Source organism: Mesorhizobium sp. B2-4-7 (assembly GCF_006442685.1).
Taxonomy (GTDB): Bacteria; Pseudomonadota; Alphaproteobacteria; order Rhizobiales; family Rhizobiaceae; genus Mesorhizobium.
In genome coordinates, this window is record NZ_VFVH01000017.1 from 66,453 (window position 1) to 82,744 (window position 16,292).

A 16,292-nucleotide genomic window follows, 5' to 3' on the forward strand; every position below is an offset into this window, starting at 1 on the left:
AAGCTCGATAGCCCTCGGGGCCGGATCACGGAACGTGGTCTGTCCTGCGAAACACATATCATGCCGCCGACATTCCCCTTCGTGCTGAGAGCATCGATGAGACCGGGCCCCCTTCCCTTCGGGCTTTCCAGTTCCAGGCGCGATAGCGGGCCGTGGTTGTACTCGTGCGTCACCCGCTGAACGGTCTCCTTCTGCGCTTCACGAGGCCGGCGCTTTCGACTGCATGGCCATGACAAAGCTCCTTCCAAACTCGGTTTTGCCTTTGCCGTCGATGGCTGACGTGAATTCTATTGAAGAACGGAAGCTGCCCTCGGCGCCTCACCAGCGAATGACGATCACCTTATGTCTCCCGCCGCCCAGTTGGATCGCCTCGGTGCCATCGGACTTGCGGCTACCAATTTGAGCGTCGTCAACGATTTCTACCGCAGTAGGATTCATGCCAAAGGCTTCGTCCACTTCGGCGCTGCAGACCAGCGTCCGGCGGTAAATCCTTGATCTGCTCTAAAAGCTCGCGAACGGTCATTTCGCACCTGTTTCGTGGAAGTGGAAGACACAGATCGCAAACTGCCCCCCTCGCGAAATGTTCCTCCTGCACGGCGAATATCCCCGCAGGCGGAGCTGATGGCATCGCTCAGCCGCTCAGCGGATCTTGCGGGCGACGAGGTGATGAAGGATCCGCTTGGGAGCATCACCTTTGCCCCTTTGTTTGCTTATGGCTGCCCCTGGCCGCCGCCGGACCCGTAGATATTTCCGGTTGCGAAGCTTGCATCGTTGGCTGCCAACTGCACATAGATGGAGGCCAGTTCCGCCGGCTGACCCGGCCGTTCCAACGCAGTTGTGCTGCCGAATTTCTTGTATTTTTCCTCCGACGCGCCGCCGCTTATCTGCAGGGGCGTCCAGATCGGTCCCGGGGCCACGCCGTTTACGCGAATACCCTTAGGTCCGAGCTGCTTCGCCAACGACTTCACGTAGTTCATAGTCGCGGCCTTGGTCTGAGCGTAGTCGTAGAGCTCGGGCGAAGGATCGTAGGCCTGTTCCGAGGTCGTTCCGATTATGCAGGATCCTGGCTTCAGATGCGGCAGCACCGCCTTGATGATCCAGAACGGCGCGTAGATGTTGGTCTTCATTGTAGCGTCGAAGTCCTCGCTCGTTATGTCGAGGATGGAGGGTTTCGCCTGCTGCCGGCCGGCATTGCAGACGACGATATCGAGCCCGCCGAGCTGCTGCAGGGCGTCGGCAACCAATTTCTGGCAGAAAGCCTCCTCCCGCAAATCGCCGGGAAGCGCGACTCCGGTCCTGCCGGCATCTCGTATAAGTTGGATCACCTCACTCGCGTCGGGCTCTTCCGACGGATAGAAGTTGATCGCGACATCCGCTCCTTCGCGCGCATAAGCAATAGCGGCGGCCCGGCCCATACCGGAATCGCCTCCCGTGATCAGAGCTTTGCGACCCGCAAGCCGGTCTGAACCCTTGTAGCTGGTCTCTCCGTGGTCGGGTTTCGGCTTCATGTCGCGTGCCAGGCCGGGCCAGGGCTGCGTCTGTGCTTCGAATGGCGGCTTCGGGTACTTGGAGCGGGGATCTTGCATCGCGGGTCCGTTCTCTGAGATTTTGGTCGTTGTTTGCTGGGCGCTGGCCGTACCCGAGACGCCGGCCGCTATTCCGACTCCTGCTGCCGCCATGACTTCACGTCGGGACAATGAACGGGGACGGTCTTTGGTCATTCGACTTCTCCGAGGCGCGTGAAACGTCCGAACCGCCTCGGCCTGATAAGGCTCCTTGGTCCGATCGAGAGAGCCCGAGGAGGGCCGCCATGTCATCTTTTCTCCACGGGATGGCGAATTTTCTCCACGGGATGGCGAATGGCTGGGCGGCTGGTTGCGCAGGAGGTCCGATTGACCGCGAACCCAAGAGCTCTCAATGCCCGAGATAAGGAAGCAATGGAGCAAATCATCGGCTATGACAGCCGAAATTACCTCGACTGGGAGATCGGCAGTGCGTACGAGGCGATCCTGCTGGCGTTGTGGGCCCACAGAATTTCGCCCACCCAATTGACCGCTAGCAGAGTTCTTTGCCCGTTAGCGGCAACGCATCTTCGTCCAATGATTTGAGCCGGCCGATCCGGAGCTCGCGGCTGGTGATTGATCTAATCGGTCTGCACGACCGACATAATTTCACCTTTGACAAGCGCCTGGGGATTACGCGGCCTCTTCCGTCTCAGCGTAATTGACGGGATTCTGCAGGTATGACGGGTCGAGCCGTCGAGCCCAGTTCCTCTCAGCATCGAGCAGTTCATCCTCCTCAGTCAGGCCGTTCATAAAGAGCCTGAGGACGTGCGCAGCAATGCGCGCTGCTTCGTTCGAAGCAGGGGCTACGCCGCGCTCTTTGCAGACGGAGTGACAAACGTGGGCAAGCATAACAATATCGCTCGGCCCCAAAAAACGACCAGGATACAACATACCGTTCTCTGCTCAAAAGCTACTGATGGCTACCGGTTACGCAAGGTTACCAGCAGTTACAATTAACTATGATAGTCATGCACCTCGACTTTGCGAAACATCCATTGCGCCCTCGAAAGGGCGTCAGGTACCAGCAGCACTGAGGCCGAGCCGGACGCTGGGCTGATCTGGCTGCTCGGGAGAATGTGAGAGAGCCTGAAAACTTGGACGAAGTGAAGCCGCTGGACCCGGGAGCGGCAGTCCCGTGCGCTCTGTGGCCGCGGCTACCAATGCGATCAAAGCGTCCGTCATCGATCCTTGAATGCCGGCCGATCGCGCAAGCTCCAAACATTGGCGTCCGGTTCAAATGTCGCGCCGACCACCCGCTCCTTCTCCTCCGGCCCAGCGCCGGCGCCGCTCGACCGAGGTGATCACTTCAATCTGATGCTTCGTCATAGGGCTACTCCTAGTGCTGGCACTAGAACTTGCAGCCCTTCAGCCTATGTCAGCAAGGCTGCTTCACCGGATGGGTACCGGATTTCCAAAGAGGACATTCGTGCTTCTCGCGGTCGCTCGCCTCGCCATGTGTATATCGAGGAGAGATCGCCGCGATCTCCTATTCATTTCACCTGCACTTCGTCATTCCCGTATGGACCGGTATGTCGTCGATCAGCGCGCAGCGCTGGAACGGACGAAACTGAGGCAGGGGGTAATGTCCGGGTAGAGGGCGGCCTCTACGGCCGGCATGCGGAACCCGAACACATAGTTCGATCCAATAGCCGGCCCTGACTTTCAGTTCCACACTACGCGCCGATGAATTGAACCGGAAGAGTCCGGCCGCGTTGTTGGGAAATCGAAACGTAATCCTTGGAGGAAGAAATGGCCGCTACTCAAACAACTCGCGGGCGCAGCCAGGACCGCGCAAAGGTCGCTGGCGGGCAGAATCATGAGGTGAAATACGAGGCGGGCAAGAGTGGGGCAAGCAAAGCCGACGTCAAATCGGCCGTGAAATCGGTCGGCAACAGTCGCAAGAAGGTCAAGGACAAACTCGGAAAGAAATGAGCCACGACAAATGGTTCGGATTGCCACCTTCAATGTGAACGGTGTCAATGGACGGCTGCCCGTGCTCCTCAAGTGGCTCTCGGCCACCAACTACGACATCGTCTGCCTCCAGGAACTAAAAACGTCCGACGAGAAATTTCCGATCGAGGCCATCCGCGAGGCGGGGTACGGCGCCATCTGGCATGGCCAGAAATCCTACAACGGAGTGGCCATTGTAACTCGAGGGATGGACCCGGTTGAACGCCGGCGCGGCTTGCCTGGCGATCCTGATGACACTCACAGCCGCTACATCGAAGCCCAGGTGGACCGGCTCGTTGTCGGCTGTCTCTACGTGCCCAATGGGAATCCAGCGCCTGGTCCCAAGTTCGACTACAAGCTGCGCTGGTTCGACCGCTTGATCAGCCACGGCCAGGACTTGCTCAAAGCGGGAGCGCCGACAGTGCTGTGTGGAGACTACAACGTCGTTCCAACTCCGATTGACGCCGTGGTGCCGCGACGATGGCTCGGCGATGCGGTTTTCTTCCCCGAGAGCCGGCAAGCCTATGCCGAGATGCTTGAGGATGGCTGGATCGATGCGGTCCGGCGCATCCGCCCGGAGAAGGGGGTCTATACTTATTGGAATCACTCCTATGGCGGCGGCTACGACAAGAGTTCTGGCCTGCGAATGGACCATCTGCTCGTCAGTCCATCGTTGTCGCCCAGGCTTCGCGATGCCGGCGTGGATGTTGGGACGCGAGGGTGGGAAAAGCCCAGCGATCATGCGCCGGCTTGGATAGAGCTCGACTAGTCGATTTTGACGGGGCCAAGTTCAGATGTCAGCAGGTTCACGCCTTTGTCCGAAACTTGTCGCATATTTCGGACATGTCCTTGGTTGAGCCTGACAGCAATTTCCGTACGCGCGTGCTTGCACGGATCGAGTCCAAACCCGACGAGGTATGGACCCGCCGACTTTGCAGACTTCGGTGGAGGCATCGAGAAGAGCCTCAACGGTGGCAAACAGGGTCACACTCGACCTCGCCGTCTTTCCAACCCACGCGCCGCCTTTCGTGCGACCCTGAGGTCATCGAGAGTTGGCTGCCACCAAAGCGCGTCACCAATCTCCGTCTTGGTTCGCGAGGGCCAGGTCTTGATGAGCTCATCGAAGGCGGCGGGACGCCACCGACCCCAGACATAGTCATGGTGGTCTGGAAAGTCGGCGTACTGGGTACCAAGAATGTCGCCATCGACGGGCTCGCCATCGCACCCGATGAAGACGATGACACCGTAGCCCCGTGTCATTACCGGCCGGCCAAGCGGCGGAAGATCGTTTGGATCCAGCGGATAGCGCCTGCGGCGGCGTTCCGTGGCATGGGCGCGAGACGCCAGTTCTTGCGGAGACCCCTGCCTCTGCGCCGCGCGCTGTTTTCGCGCTTCGGGCTCGTTGCGAAGAGCGGCAGCCTCAATTTCCGCCCAGCGTCGATGCAGTTGTTCATAGGAGCGATATGGCACTTTCCAAGCGTGCCTGTCGGGATCCCAGGACGCAAACGGCACGTCGCGCATCACCTTCACCACCGAGCGAGAATATGGTGTTTGCACCTCCAGCCGATCCTGGTGCACGAACAGGTACTTGGAAACGATAGGATCGAAGGCGTAGGCGTCGCGTCCTCTGCTGTCAGCATGCACGCTCGATCCGGCGAGTTCTTGCTCCATCCAACGATTGACGCGCCGAGCTGCGGTCTTTCCCGGGACAAACCAGGCCTTGAGTTGATCGCTCCAGCGGGCCCGGGGAAAACTCTTCCGGAAGCGTTCGACGGTGGTCCGATCAAAGGGGAAGGACGCCGGCACGCCCGTTGAGACATTGTCATTCGAACCTGATCCATCCGTTCTCTTCATGATCATGGAGCCTTCACCGCATCTCTGACAGGAGAACGCTTTACGAAGGCGCAAGTGCCCTTCGCGCCGATGTCGGCAAGAACTCCCAGATTGCAGGAGGCGAACGTACCTTTGCTTACTTCGCTAGGGCCTGGGCGATAGCGCGATCGGCGATCCAGCGCGCAATGCAACAGGATCTGCGCTTTTCGTCCGGAAGCCCGAGAGGCCGATCAAGCTGGATTTGCACCAGCTTTCTTAATTCGAGACCGAAATCGAAATTCAACAGTGCCAATTATGTGGACCTTCTCGAGCACAGACACCTGACCGTTTCCATTCATCGCCCAAGGCCAGTTTATCGCTGGAAAGCCAAAGTGCGGGAATTCAGGAGAAATGGCCGCTGGATGCGTTTTTTCTGAAGGGGGTTGTCGAGGGGAGATACCCATGGCTGCACCAGTCTGTCGGCGCTGCCAAATTTGCAGATCGCATCCAGGACCTTTCCAACGACATTCCGGAGCTATGTGACATTATGGAGGCGTTGCTTGCCGCCCGACAGAAACTTCGCGAGCAGTTCACGGTGCTGCATGAAAGGTTGTTGTCGATCGTGAAGGATGACACGGTTCTGCAGGCGGTTGATGACCGTGCCTGGTATCGGCCCTGTCGTTGCGCTGGCTTTCAATGCCACGGTCGACGTTCCTGCACGCTTCAAGAACTCGAAAGCCGTAGGTCCGGCTCTCGGGTTGACGCCGCGGTTGCATCAATCAGGCGAGGACAATCGCGTCGGACGTGTTTCCCTGTGCGGTGACGCCATGATGCGGACGCTGCTTTATGAAGCCGCGCAAGTCTTGCTGACGGTGGTGAAAAAGTGGTCATGGCTGAAAACTTGGGGATGAACATCGCCAAACGTCGAGGCCGGCAAAGGGCGACCGTTGCCCTTGCTCGCAGAATGGCTGTCATCATGCACAGAATATGGTCCGACGGCGGTGAGTTCCGCTGGGCGCGAGAGGAAGCGACGGGGGTGATATAGCCGGGTCCACCAAACGAAAGGGAGAAGATCCGATAACGGGATCCGCCAAGGGCGGATACATGTCCTTCGCGGGACGGAGGATGAAGAGAGGACGTGCCGGGACTCGTTTCCACCGCGGCAACGTGGTGAGAACGCTGTTTAGATTGTCCCCTTCATTCCAACTGATCCCATGCTGGGAGGGCCAAAGCGCCGATCCCGAAGAGAAGCAGGGCCTCGCGAAAGACATCAAATGCCCATGGTAGAGGAAGCTTGAAAGCGATTGACTTCAACACACCGAATAGAGAAGTCCCGGCATTTGCTGGAGCGGATTGAGAGTGAAGCGCTCGGGCTGGGAAGCTCATGCCTTGCAGATGAACTCGTAGGGGGTGAGACTTTGAGGGTTTCGAGTCTGCGACCGAAATTGTAGGCCGCGACCAAATCGGCAAGATGCCGACGCAGTTGGGCGTGATCGTGGTTCTGGGATGCCGCACCGAGCCGCAGCGTGTATGAGAGGCGCTCAACATCGCGTCGGCCGCGCCGCGCTTGGCGGTTTGTGTCTTCTGAGCGGGGAGCGGCTTTCGCTTGGGACGAAGGCAGCGTGATGCTGATCATCGCCGCCGCGCTTCGGTCGCCGATGACGCATGATCATCAGCAGCACCAGCATCGCCACGATGATCATCATGATCGGCATGCCAATGACCATCGCCGCGGTCGGTTGGTCCGTGTGGGGTACATTGGCGCTCGGCTACGCGCCGCCGATCACCATGACTTTGGGCTGGCTGGCCAATGCGAATGCAGCGAATGAGCGCTGCACCCGTTCTAAATCGAGGCCGTCGGCAATGATGACCAGCCGCGATGTGCGGTCTTGGCTCGGCCACGCCTCCATATGTACAGGAGGATGAACGAGATGCTGCACACCGTGGACCGCGACCGGGCGGTCTTCACCTGCGATGTTCAGGATGCCCTTCACCCGAAGGACACGCTCTCCATGTCTGTTGAGCAGCATGGTGAGCCATAAGCCGAACGCGGTCCAATCGACTTGCTCGTCCCAGACCAGGACGCAGGATGCGATCGCCGCTTGATGCGCCTGTCCGTCGGCAGTCGCCAACACGGCAGCCTCCTCGCAGAAGAAGCCTGACTGCGATTGCAGCTGGCTTGCACGGGCTACAGTCTCCTGCTCGAACAGATCTCGTGCGCAGAACCCGGAGCGGACATTCAGTATCGGGGCATCCGGATTGATGCGCTCCAGCCGATCTGCAAGTCGCCCGATTTTGGCGTCGTCAGCGAGATCGGTCTTGGTCATGACCAGCCTGTCGGCAATGGCCACCTGACGATTGGATTCGATATATCGGTCGAGGTTGGCAATCCCGTTCATGACGTCGACGGTGGTCACCACATTTCCCACGATGAAATGGTGCTTCAGCATCGGATCGGATTTTAGCGTCGAAAGAATCGGAAATGGGTCAGCCAGCCCCGTACTTTCGACCACTACCTGCCGGAACGGGGATATCTGGCCTCGCTCCCGCTTCGAATATAGATCGCGGATCGCGTCGGCCAGTTCACCGCGCACGGTGCAGCACACGCAGCCGGACTGAAGCAGTACCATGGTTTCGTCAATTCGTTCCACCAAGTGGTGGTCGAGCCCAACCTGGCCGAATTCATTGATGAGCACGGCCGCGTCCGATAGATCAGGGTCATCAAGCAACCGTTTCAGAAGCGTCGTTTTGCCCGAGCCGAGAAAACCTGTCAGCAGGTGGACCGGGGTGAAAGGCGGTAGTTCAGCCATCGCGACCGGCTTCGAAGCTTGCGATGACATCGGCCTCCAACGGATCGCAAGTCCTGCCCGAAAGACGCTCCGCAGCCTGCCATAGGTGTCCGAGATCGTTGATGATCTCGGTCTTGCCCGTTCGCGTTGAAATGACAAAGGCCGTCCCCTGCCAGTCCGCCAGCCGCATGCCGAAGGAGGCCAGGATGAGATTAGCTATCCTGACGCGATTGGCGCGCTCACGGCGCCGGTCAACGTTTTCGACGTTGCGCGTGTAAACGCCGGGCCGGGCCACGGCATCGGTCCAATGTTCGTTGCTGCCTAGAACGCCGCATAGCGAGCACATGATCTGCTCCTTGGATGACCGTCTTCGGAGACCGTTTGACCCCGACAGGGCCTTACAGTTCCTCTGTAGGTGGTTGCCCTGCCTGGCGATGCCAAGTCCCCCCTGCCTGGTCTACCGCAGGCTTCGACCAGAAGAAGAACGCGGTCTCGGAAATGCCGAGGCCGCGTTCTTCTGTCGAGGAACTCAAGGGGCCGGGATCGGCTTAACCTTGTTTGGCTCCAGCCAGCCCTTGGTCGGCTCACATTTTCCGCAGTTGATGCCGGGCAAATTGTCGGCGTAGGTCACGTCGGGCAGATCCTTGATGGTTGCGCCCGGCGTGGGCGTACCATCTTGCACCGACTTCAAGCTGAGTTCGGGCAGCAGATCGCCGTTCAGCGAGGTGTCGATGAAGAGCGGTGGCACCTTGTCGGCAGGGAAAGTGTTGCAGCCGTCAACGAAGGTCTCACCCTGGCAGAGCTTCACATCCTGCGGCTCAACCCATGGCAGCGGATATTCGATGTTGTTAGCGGTTAGCTTCTTCTTGCCGGTCACGACTTCCATCATGAGCTTGAAGGCGTAGCCGCCAACGGCCGGACCCGCGCTCGAGGAGACGCCTTTCAGGCCCTTGGCCTGCATTGCCGGATCCGCCATCGCGAGACGATAGCCGTTGTTGGACTGGCCGGCAATCACGACCAGCTTGTCGGGACGACTGTTGATGACGGCTTGCAAAGAGCCAAAGGTGCCGTCAACCGTCCAGATACCGTCGACGTTGGGGTGCGCGGCTAGGATCTTGGCAACCTCCTCCTGCGAGGTCGCGTCGTTCCAGTTGCCATAGAAATCGCCGACGATCTTGATGTCGGGATATTTCTTGAACACGCCATAGGCCTGTTCGTCATAGGTCTTGGTCACGGTCGTGCCGGCGACGCCGTGGTTGAAGATCAGCTCTCCCTTGCCGCCCATCTGGTTCACCATCCACTGCGCCGTATTGGCGCCGTAACGGGCGGTGATGTTGGAGACGTTGTGCGCGCAGGACTCCGTAACCGTACTGTCGTATGTGAACACCACGACGCCTTGATCGCAGGCTTGCTTGATGGTGCGGTTGAGCGCAGTCGGCGAGAGCGGATACAGAAGAATGGCGTTGGCGCCTGCCGCGATCATGCTCTGGAGGTCAGATATCTGCTTCTGCACGTCGGTGCCGGAGATAATGGTCTTGAACTCTACCTGGTTGTCGTAAGGCGGGGTCGAAGCCAGTGCCTTGATGCCGTTGGCGGCGCTCGCCTGCCAGGTGTTGCCGCTGTAGCTCATGTTCAGGAACACCTTGTAGGTATCCTGGGCATTCGCGCTGGATGTCCCCAGACCAAGCAACGTGGCGGCGATGGCCGCCCGGCCGTAAGTCAGTCTACGCGAAGCGTTCTTCATGTTCTTTCTCCCATTTGAAGCGACCGCCGACTAACGGCTTCGCAGATTGAGCCGCCCACGCTGGAGCAGCAAAGCGATGATGATGATCCCGCCCTGCACCAGGTCGCGGAATCCCTGCGAGAGGCTGAGCGTGGTGATGACGGTGGACAACGTGCTGAGGAAGAGCGCGCCGGCAAGAGTTCCGAGATAGATGCCGGAGCCACCGGTGACCCGTGCGCCGCCGATGACGACGGCGGCGATGGAGGGCATCAGCAGCGCATCGCCCATGTCAAGCGTCGCGCTCGAGGAATAGCCGGCCAAGAGGATGCCGGTCATTCCGGCACAAAGGCCGCTGATGGCATAGACTGCGATGGTGAGCGCGGCGATCGGCAGGCCCAGCACGTTGGCCGCGCCAGGGCTGCTGCCAATGGCGTAGAGCTTGCGGCCTTCCGCGCTCTTGTTCTGGAACAGCCAGGCGAACACCGCAAAGACGATTATGAAATAGACGGGGTAGGGTACCCCCAGCCAGCGGGAGCTCATGAACTGCTGGATCGCAGGAGCGACCGATTGTTGCGAATTGCCCGCGGTGAAACCCAGCGCCACCCCGAAGAATGTGATGCCGGACGCCAGCGTCACGATGAAGGGCGGGATCTTGGCAATCGCCACACCGATGCCGTTGATGAGACCGATGCCAAGACAGCACAAGAGGGTAAGCGGAATGGCGTACAGCAGCGCGTCGTTGCTGCCGCGCGTAAGTTCCGCGATCATCATGCCGCCGACACCGATGACCACGCCCAGTGACAAGTCGATGCCGCCCAGAAGGATCACCAGCCCCTGCCCGAACGAAGCGACCACCAGGAAGATGGCGGTAACCAGTATGGCGGTGAGCTGGTCGAACGAACCGAAATTGGGACTGGCGATCTTCGTGCCGATGACCAGCAGCGCCGTGGCGGCGAACACGGTGATCGGCGGCACAAGGTCCGATGAGACAAGTGCGCGGCGCGCGCTCTGCGCGCCGTGCTCGGACGTCTGTGCCGGGGTCGTAATGTCCTTGTCGGTCATCAGGCTTCCCTTCTCGCGGAACGGCGCGCCAAATAGACGGAGGCTTGGCCGAAAAGGATTGCCAAGATCATGATAAGTCCGTTGAAGATGTTGGTGTAAAAGTCAGCCACGCCGAGCGCGAACAGCATCTTTTGCAACACCGTCAAAATACCTGCACCGGCCAGCGTGCCGACCACCCCGCCGCGACCGCCGAACAGGGACGTGCCGCCGATCGCGACCGCCGCGAACATGAACAGCAAGAAGGAATCGCTGATGCGTGGATCGCCCGAACCGATCTCGGCGCTGAAAACGAAGCCGGCCATGGCATAGAACAGGCCGGCGGCCACGAAAGCGAATAGCCTGGTGGCGCGGATATTGAGCCCCGAGAGCCGCGCGGCCGTCTGATCCGTGCCGACCGCGTACATTGCTATGCCCATGCGCGAATGCTTGAGCAGAAACCAGAAGACGAGCACCAGCACCAACAGGATCGCCGGCACGGGAATGCGTAGAATGTCGCCGGTGATGCCATAAGCGATGGATTCCACCACCTCGCCGCCAGGTGCCGGAAGGATGAGGAGCGCGATGCCTTGGCATGCGATCAGAGAACCGAGCGTCACGGCGAGCGACTGCAGTCCAAAATAGGCGACCAGTATGCCGTTGAGACCACCGACCACGAGGCCGACCAACAGAACCAGGCCGAAGCTGCCAAGGGCGCCCGCATCGCCGCCACTCACCGTCGCCACCACCACATTCGCGATGGCGATCACACCGGGGCCCGAAAGGTCCAGCTCGCCGCATACCACGACGAGCGTCAGTCCCGTTGCGGCGAGGGCGAGTACGATGGCGTTGTTGAGGAGGTTACCGATGCCGAACAGCGAGAGTGCCGAAGGCTCGTGGGCGGCATAGACGGCGAACATGACGATAAGCAGGCCGATGGCGGCGACCGCTCCGTTGCCTAGAATTGTCAAGCGGCCGCGAGGCGTATCGGATGCCATCGTTACGCCCCTTGGGCGGCAGGCCGCCGCGACCCGTCGCGATAACCGGATGCCAGCGACAGCATACGGTCCTGTGAGAGATGGTCGCGGCCCAGCTCGCCGGCAATCGAATTGCGGTAGAGAACGAGGCAGCGATCACAGAGCTGAACGAGTTCGTCCAGTTCAGTCGAATAGAACAGGATCGAGCCGCCATCGCGCACGAACGCGCGCATCATGGCGTATATGTTGCGCTTGGCGCCGACATCGACACCGCGCGTGGGATCGAACAACAGCAGGCACCGCGCGCCCGTTATCAGCGCCCGCGCCAGCACCGCCTTCTGCTGGTTGCCGCCCGAAAGCGCGCCGACGTTGAGGGGCAGGAGCTGCTTCGAAAGGTTCACTGCCGGGGTTACCTGCTCCACCAGCCGCAGCTCGGAAGATCTGTTTACGAGCTTGAATGGGCTCACCTTGTCTATCACCGGCAGCGAGATATTCGCCTGCGTGGTGAGATCGTGAAACAGTCCTTCGGACTTTCGTTCCTCCGGCACCAGCACCATGCCGAGCCTACGCGCCGCGCGAGGCGAGCCGACCGAAGTCGCCTTGCCTGCGATCGAGATCGTGCCCTCTCGCAGCGTCGACAAGCCCACCAGCGACTTGAAGAGACTGGACTGCCCGTGACCCTCCAGACCCGCCACACCAAGAATCTCGCCGGGAGCCAGCGAGAAGCTGATATCATTGACGCCAGGGCCGATCAGGTGACCGACCTCCAGCGCCGGCGTGGCGCCGACGCGAACCGCCGACGGCGCCTTCTCCGCGGATTCAACCACGGAGCGACCGGCCATACTGCTGAATATCGCTTCGTCGCTCATGGATTCAACATCGCTTTCCAGCACCTTGCGGCCGTTACGCAGGATAACGCAGCGCTGGCACAAGCGGCGGATCTCGTCGAGCTTGTGGCTTATGTAGAGCACTGACGTGCCGCCACGAACAGCGGCATCGACCAGCTTGAAAAGCCATTCACGGTCGGAGAGCGCGGCGGTCGCTTCGTCGAGCACCAGCACGGCCGGGCGGTGCCGCAGCGCACGCACGATCTCGACCTTCTGGCGCGTGCCGAGCGGCAGATCCTCGACCAGCCGCCGGGGCGCGATATCCGCCACGTCATGGGCTTGAAGAATCTCAGCCGCCTCACGCTCGATGTTGCGCGCCGACACCAGACCAAGGCGGTTGAGTGCCGGGCGCGGCAGGAACAGGTTCGCGGCCACTGACAATGTCGGAATCAGGCTGAGTTCCTGGAAGGCGGTTGCTATGCCGGCCAAGCGGGCGTCCACAATGCCCTGCGGCTTGAAAGGAGCGCCGCGCAATTCGATGGAGCCGGTATCAGGTGTGACGACGCCACTCAGTATCTTCACGAGTGTCGACTTGCCGGCGCCATTTTCGCCGAGCAGACCGCACACTTCGCCGGAGCGCATTTCAAACGAAATATCCTCAAGCGCAATCGTGGCACCGTAGCGCTTGGACACGGATCGGAAATCAAGGACGTTGTGCGTTCTATCCTTCATTCCACCTCTTCCCAGTCTTCCCTATTTGGTCAGACCAAGATTGGAGCTAGCACGCCTTACCCGCCATGACAATTAAGAAAACTTGCAAGAAAGCTTGAATTTTCAGCACATTTGGTCTGACCGGAAATGGGTGGTCGAAAAGCAATGCGAAGGGCACCAAATCCACCATCAATTCTGCTGTTTCCAGCAGAATTGACGGGAGCTGCCATCGGCGAGATGACACAGAAAGTATAATCAATCCGATCTATCGGGTCTGACCACTCAAGCGAACCGGGCCGGAGACCGCGCGGCGATCCCGGCATAGTACGCCGAAGCCGCTCAGGATTTGGGACGTGCCTTGCCGCTGCGCGGGAAGCGCTTGCCGAAATCGGCCGCGATCTCTTCCATCTTGACGAACTTCACGCCCTCGAAGCCCTTCATATAGTCATGGAGCCGTTCGTGCATCTTCAGCACATGCGGCTTGCCCGACACGTCGGGATGGATCGTCAGCGGGAACACGGCATAGTCGTAGTTCTCGTAGACCCAGTCGAACTGGTCGCGCCACATCTGCTCGATATCGCGCGGGTTGACGAAGCCGTGACTGTTGGGCGAGGCCTTGATGAACATCATCGGCGGCAGGTCATCGAGATACCAGGATGCCGGTATCTCGATGAGATCGGTCTCCTCGCCTTGCGAATACGGCTTCATCCAGCTGGATGGATGCTTGGAATAATCGATCTTCGTCCACTGGTCGCCGACCGTCACATAGTAGGGGTGATGGTCGTTATGCATCAGCGAGTGGTCGTAGAGCAGCCCCTTCTGCTTCAAAAGCTCATTTGTTTTCGAGCCGAACTCCCACCAGGGAGCGACATAGCCGCGAGGCGCCTTGCCGCAAAGCTTGGTGATCAGGTCGACGCACTTGTTGAAGATGGCCTCTTCCTGCTCGGGCGACATGGCGATCGGGTTCTCGTGGCTGTAGCCATGCATGCCGATCTCGTGGCCAGCGTCCGCCACTTCCTTCATTTCGTCCCAAAAGCTCTCGATGGAATGACCGGGGATGAACCATGTCGTCTTGATCCCCCACTTTTCGAACATCCGAAGCAGCCGGAGGCTGCCGACCTTGCCTGCGAAGGCGCCGCGAGAGATGTCGCAAGGGCTGTCCTCACCGCCGTAGGAACCCAACCAGCCGGCGACAGCGTCAACGTCCACTCCGTAGGATACAAACATTTCTTTCGGCATCTCTCTTCCTTTCGTTGTTCATGTCCCCGGCCGAAGGGCGTCTAGGGTAGTTGCGAGGGTGGAAGACCGGCCCGGCTTCCCGCCATGCTGATATGTTTGCGCATGTAGTAGTTGGCGCCATCGGGATCGCCCATGGCAATCGCCTCCAGGATGCGATCATGCTCCTGCACCGCGAACAGCAGATTGCCCCGCCGCTCGGTGGGCAGGCGCTGGCTCTCCAGCAGCACGCTCGCGAATGTCTGGTGCATGTCCACCAGCAGCTTGTTGCGCGAGATGCGCATGATGAGGTTGTGGAAATCGAAGTCCGTCTGCGCGTAGGAATTGAGGTCCTTTTCGCGCGCCGCGTTGCGAAAGGCGATCGTGCATTCCTTCAGGTCGGCGATCTCCTGATCGGTATGGGTCAGCGCCGCGAGCTCGGCGGCGTAGGATTCGACGATGTAGCGGAACTGATAGACCTCGCTCAGCGAATAACGCGCCGCGAAGCGCCAGGACGGAGTTGCCGGTGCGCCGGAAGGGTCGGCACAAACGAAGCCCCGCCCTCCCTCGCGCGCAACGATCTCGCCGATGGTGGCGAGGATCGACAGAGCCTCGCGCAGCGTGGCGCGGCTCACATTGAGGTCGCGGGCCAGGTCGCGCTGCGGCGGCAATGTATCGCCTGGTCGCAACCTGCCGTCGCGGATCATCGACTGCAAGGCGGCCACCGTTGCCTGGGCCACACCGCCGCTGGCTTCCCGGCGCTCGCGCCGCAGGTCGGGCGGCTGTAAGGCCGCCGTCTTTCCATCATCACTAAGATTGCGTTTCATCATGGCTAGGCCCCAGCGTCAGCAGGAATTGTCGCCACATAGCTAGAACAAGATACATTTGGATGGAACCATTCAGCCCGCGGTTGATCAGAGCATGACATCGCCGCCGTTCGGATTCATGGTCGCGCCGATGTAGTAAGCGCCCTCCTCCGACGCCAGCAGCACGGCGGTGGGAGCGATTTCGTCGACATGGCCGGCGCGGCCGATCGGCAGTTCGCCGAGCTTGCGCTTCTTCCATTCCTCCGGCAGCGCCTTGAATAGCTCCGTTTCGATCGGGCCGGGACAGATGGCATTCACGGTGATGCCGTCGCGCGCCACCTCATAGGCGAGCGAGCGGGTGAAGCCGATGACACCGGCCTTGGCGGCCGCATAGTGCGCCATTTCCGGCGCGCCCTTGTGACCGAGCTGCGAGGCGATATTGATGATGCGGCCGAACTTGCGGGAAATCATCGGCTTCAGCACCGCGCGCGTGCAAAGAAAGACGCTGCGCAGGTTGACGGCCATCATCTGGTCCCACATGCCGGTGCTCATTTCGGCGACGACGGACGTCGTGTCGATGCCGGCATTGTTGACCAGTATGTCGATATGGCCGAGCGCCGCCTCCACCTTCTTGACGGCTGCCTCGACCTGCGCCTCGTCGCTGACGTCGGCCGCGACGGCGAAGGTCCTTGCACCGAAATCAGCAAGGGCGGAGATGCGCGCCTCGGCGGCCTCGAGTTTCAGGTCGAGAACGGCCACGTCGGCGCCCTCGCGCGCGAAGGCCGTGGCAATCGCGCCACCGATGCCGCGTGCGCCTCCCGTGACCAGTGCTTTCTTTCCAGCGAGACGTCCTGACATGCTTGGTTTCCCATTTCCTGG

At 60.2% G+C, this 16,292-nt stretch carries 16 protein-coding genes and 1 pseudogene; 4 read left to right on the forward strand and 13 right to left on the reverse strand.

The genetic code is table 11. The features are described from left to right. Positions 1-318 precede the first annotated feature (318 nt). The gene (locus FJ946_RS29965; RefSeq protein WP_246673105.1) at positions 319-456 is read right to left on the reverse strand and encodes a hypothetical protein; all 138 of its coding nucleotides are present in this window, start codon (positions 454-456) and stop codon (positions 319-321) included. A gap of 254 nt (positions 457-710) precedes the next feature. Then, positions 711-1,721 (reverse strand): SDR family oxidoreductase, encoded by a 1,011-nt coding sequence (locus FJ946_RS29970; RefSeq protein WP_140555432.1) that lies wholly within the window; start codon positions 1,719-1,721, stop codon positions 711-713. 171 nt (positions 1,722-1,892) lie between these two features. On the opposite strand from FJ946_RS29970, the gene FJ946_RS29975 reads away from it, so the two are divergent. From FJ946_RS29975 to xth, 3 genes are all read left to right on the forward strand, one after another. Continuing rightward, positions 1,893-2,108: a hypothetical protein gene (locus tag FJ946_RS29975; protein WP_140523309.1), complete on the forward strand. Its 216-nt coding sequence runs from the start codon at positions 1,893-1,895 to the stop codon at positions 2,106-2,108. A gap of 1,206 nt (positions 2,109-3,314) precedes the next feature. Next, the gene (locus FJ946_RS29985) at positions 3,315-3,497 is read left to right on the forward strand and encodes a DUF3606 domain-containing protein (protein ID WP_140523303.1); all 183 of its coding nucleotides are present in this window, start codon (positions 3,315-3,317) and stop codon (positions 3,495-3,497) included. Between the two features lie 10 nt (positions 3,498-3,507). Next, positions 3,508-4,284, forward strand: a complete 777-nt coding sequence (gene xth, locus FJ946_RS29990) for an exodeoxyribonuclease III (protein WP_140523301.1) — start codon at positions 3,508-3,510, stop codon at positions 4,282-4,284. A 215-nt stretch (positions 4,285-4,499) separates the two neighbouring features. Here the strand turns inward: xth and FJ946_RS29995 are convergent, their stop codons facing one another. Further along, a complete protein-coding gene (locus tag FJ946_RS29995) occupies positions 4,500-5,375 on the reverse strand; it encodes a hypothetical protein (protein ID WP_224656195.1) in 876 nt (291 codons plus the stop codon). A 559-nt stretch (positions 5,376-5,934) separates the two neighbouring features. On the opposite strand from FJ946_RS29995, the pseudogene FJ946_RS30000 reads away from it, so the two are divergent. Next, a pseudogene (locus FJ946_RS30000) lies at positions 5,935-6,372 on the forward strand (transposase); the annotation flags it as partial. A 496-nt stretch (positions 6,373-6,868) separates the two neighbouring features. Here the strand turns inward: FJ946_RS30000 and FJ946_RS30940 are convergent. The 10 genes from FJ946_RS30940 to fabG form a co-directional block, all read right to left on the reverse strand. Beyond that, positions 6,869-7,042 (reverse strand): hypothetical protein, encoded by a 174-nt coding sequence (locus tag FJ946_RS30940; RefSeq protein WP_181167739.1) that lies wholly within the window; start codon positions 7,040-7,042, stop codon positions 6,869-6,871. A gap of 54 nt (positions 7,043-7,096) precedes the next feature. After that, positions 7,097-8,137, reverse strand: a complete 1,041-nt coding sequence (locus tag FJ946_RS30010) for a GTP-binding protein (protein WP_140523298.1) — start codon at positions 8,135-8,137, stop codon at positions 7,097-7,099. Beyond that, the gene (locus FJ946_RS30015; RefSeq protein ID WP_140523295.1) at positions 8,130-8,462 is read right to left on the reverse strand and encodes a hypothetical protein; all 333 of its coding nucleotides are present in this window, start codon (positions 8,460-8,462) and stop codon (positions 8,130-8,132) included. The genes FJ946_RS30010 and FJ946_RS30015 overlap by 8 nt, the downstream gene beginning before the upstream one ends. 183 nt (positions 8,463-8,645) lie before the next feature. Further along, positions 8,646-9,860, reverse strand: coding sequence for a sugar ABC transporter substrate-binding protein (locus FJ946_RS30020; RefSeq protein WP_140523293.1), 1,215 nt, complete (start codon positions 9,858-9,860; stop codon positions 8,646-8,648). 30 nt (positions 9,861-9,890) lie between these two features. After that, complete coding sequence (locus FJ946_RS30025) at positions 9,891-10,901, reverse strand: ABC transporter permease (RefSeq protein ID WP_140523290.1); 1,011 nt, start codon at positions 10,899-10,901, stop codon at positions 9,891-9,893. Next, the gene (locus tag FJ946_RS30030; protein WP_140523288.1) at positions 10,901-11,875 is read right to left on the reverse strand and encodes an ABC transporter permease; all 975 of its coding nucleotides are present in this window, start codon (positions 11,873-11,875) and stop codon (positions 10,901-10,903) included. The genes FJ946_RS30025 and FJ946_RS30030 overlap by 1 nt, the downstream gene beginning before the upstream one ends. Before the next feature lie 2 nt (positions 11,876-11,877). Further along, positions 11,878-13,413 (reverse strand): sugar ABC transporter ATP-binding protein, encoded by a 1,536-nt coding sequence (locus tag FJ946_RS30035; RefSeq protein WP_140567526.1) that lies wholly within the window; start codon positions 13,411-13,413, stop codon positions 11,878-11,880. 318 nt (positions 13,414-13,731) lie between these two features. After that, complete coding sequence (locus FJ946_RS30040) at positions 13,732-14,631, reverse strand: polysaccharide deacetylase (RefSeq protein WP_140523283.1); 900 nt, start codon at positions 14,629-14,631, stop codon at positions 13,732-13,734. Positions 14,632-14,672: 41 nt separating this feature from the next. Continuing rightward, positions 14,673-15,437, reverse strand: a complete 765-nt coding sequence (locus FJ946_RS30045) for a FadR/GntR family transcriptional regulator (RefSeq protein ID WP_224656196.1) — start codon at positions 15,435-15,437, stop codon at positions 14,673-14,675. 84 nt (positions 15,438-15,521) lie between these two features. Continuing rightward, positions 15,522-16,271, reverse strand: a complete 750-nt coding sequence (fabG, locus tag FJ946_RS30050; protein ID WP_140523280.1) for a 3-oxoacyl-ACP reductase FabG — start codon at positions 16,269-16,271, stop codon at positions 15,522-15,524. Positions 16,272-16,292: the final 21 nt, after the last annotated feature.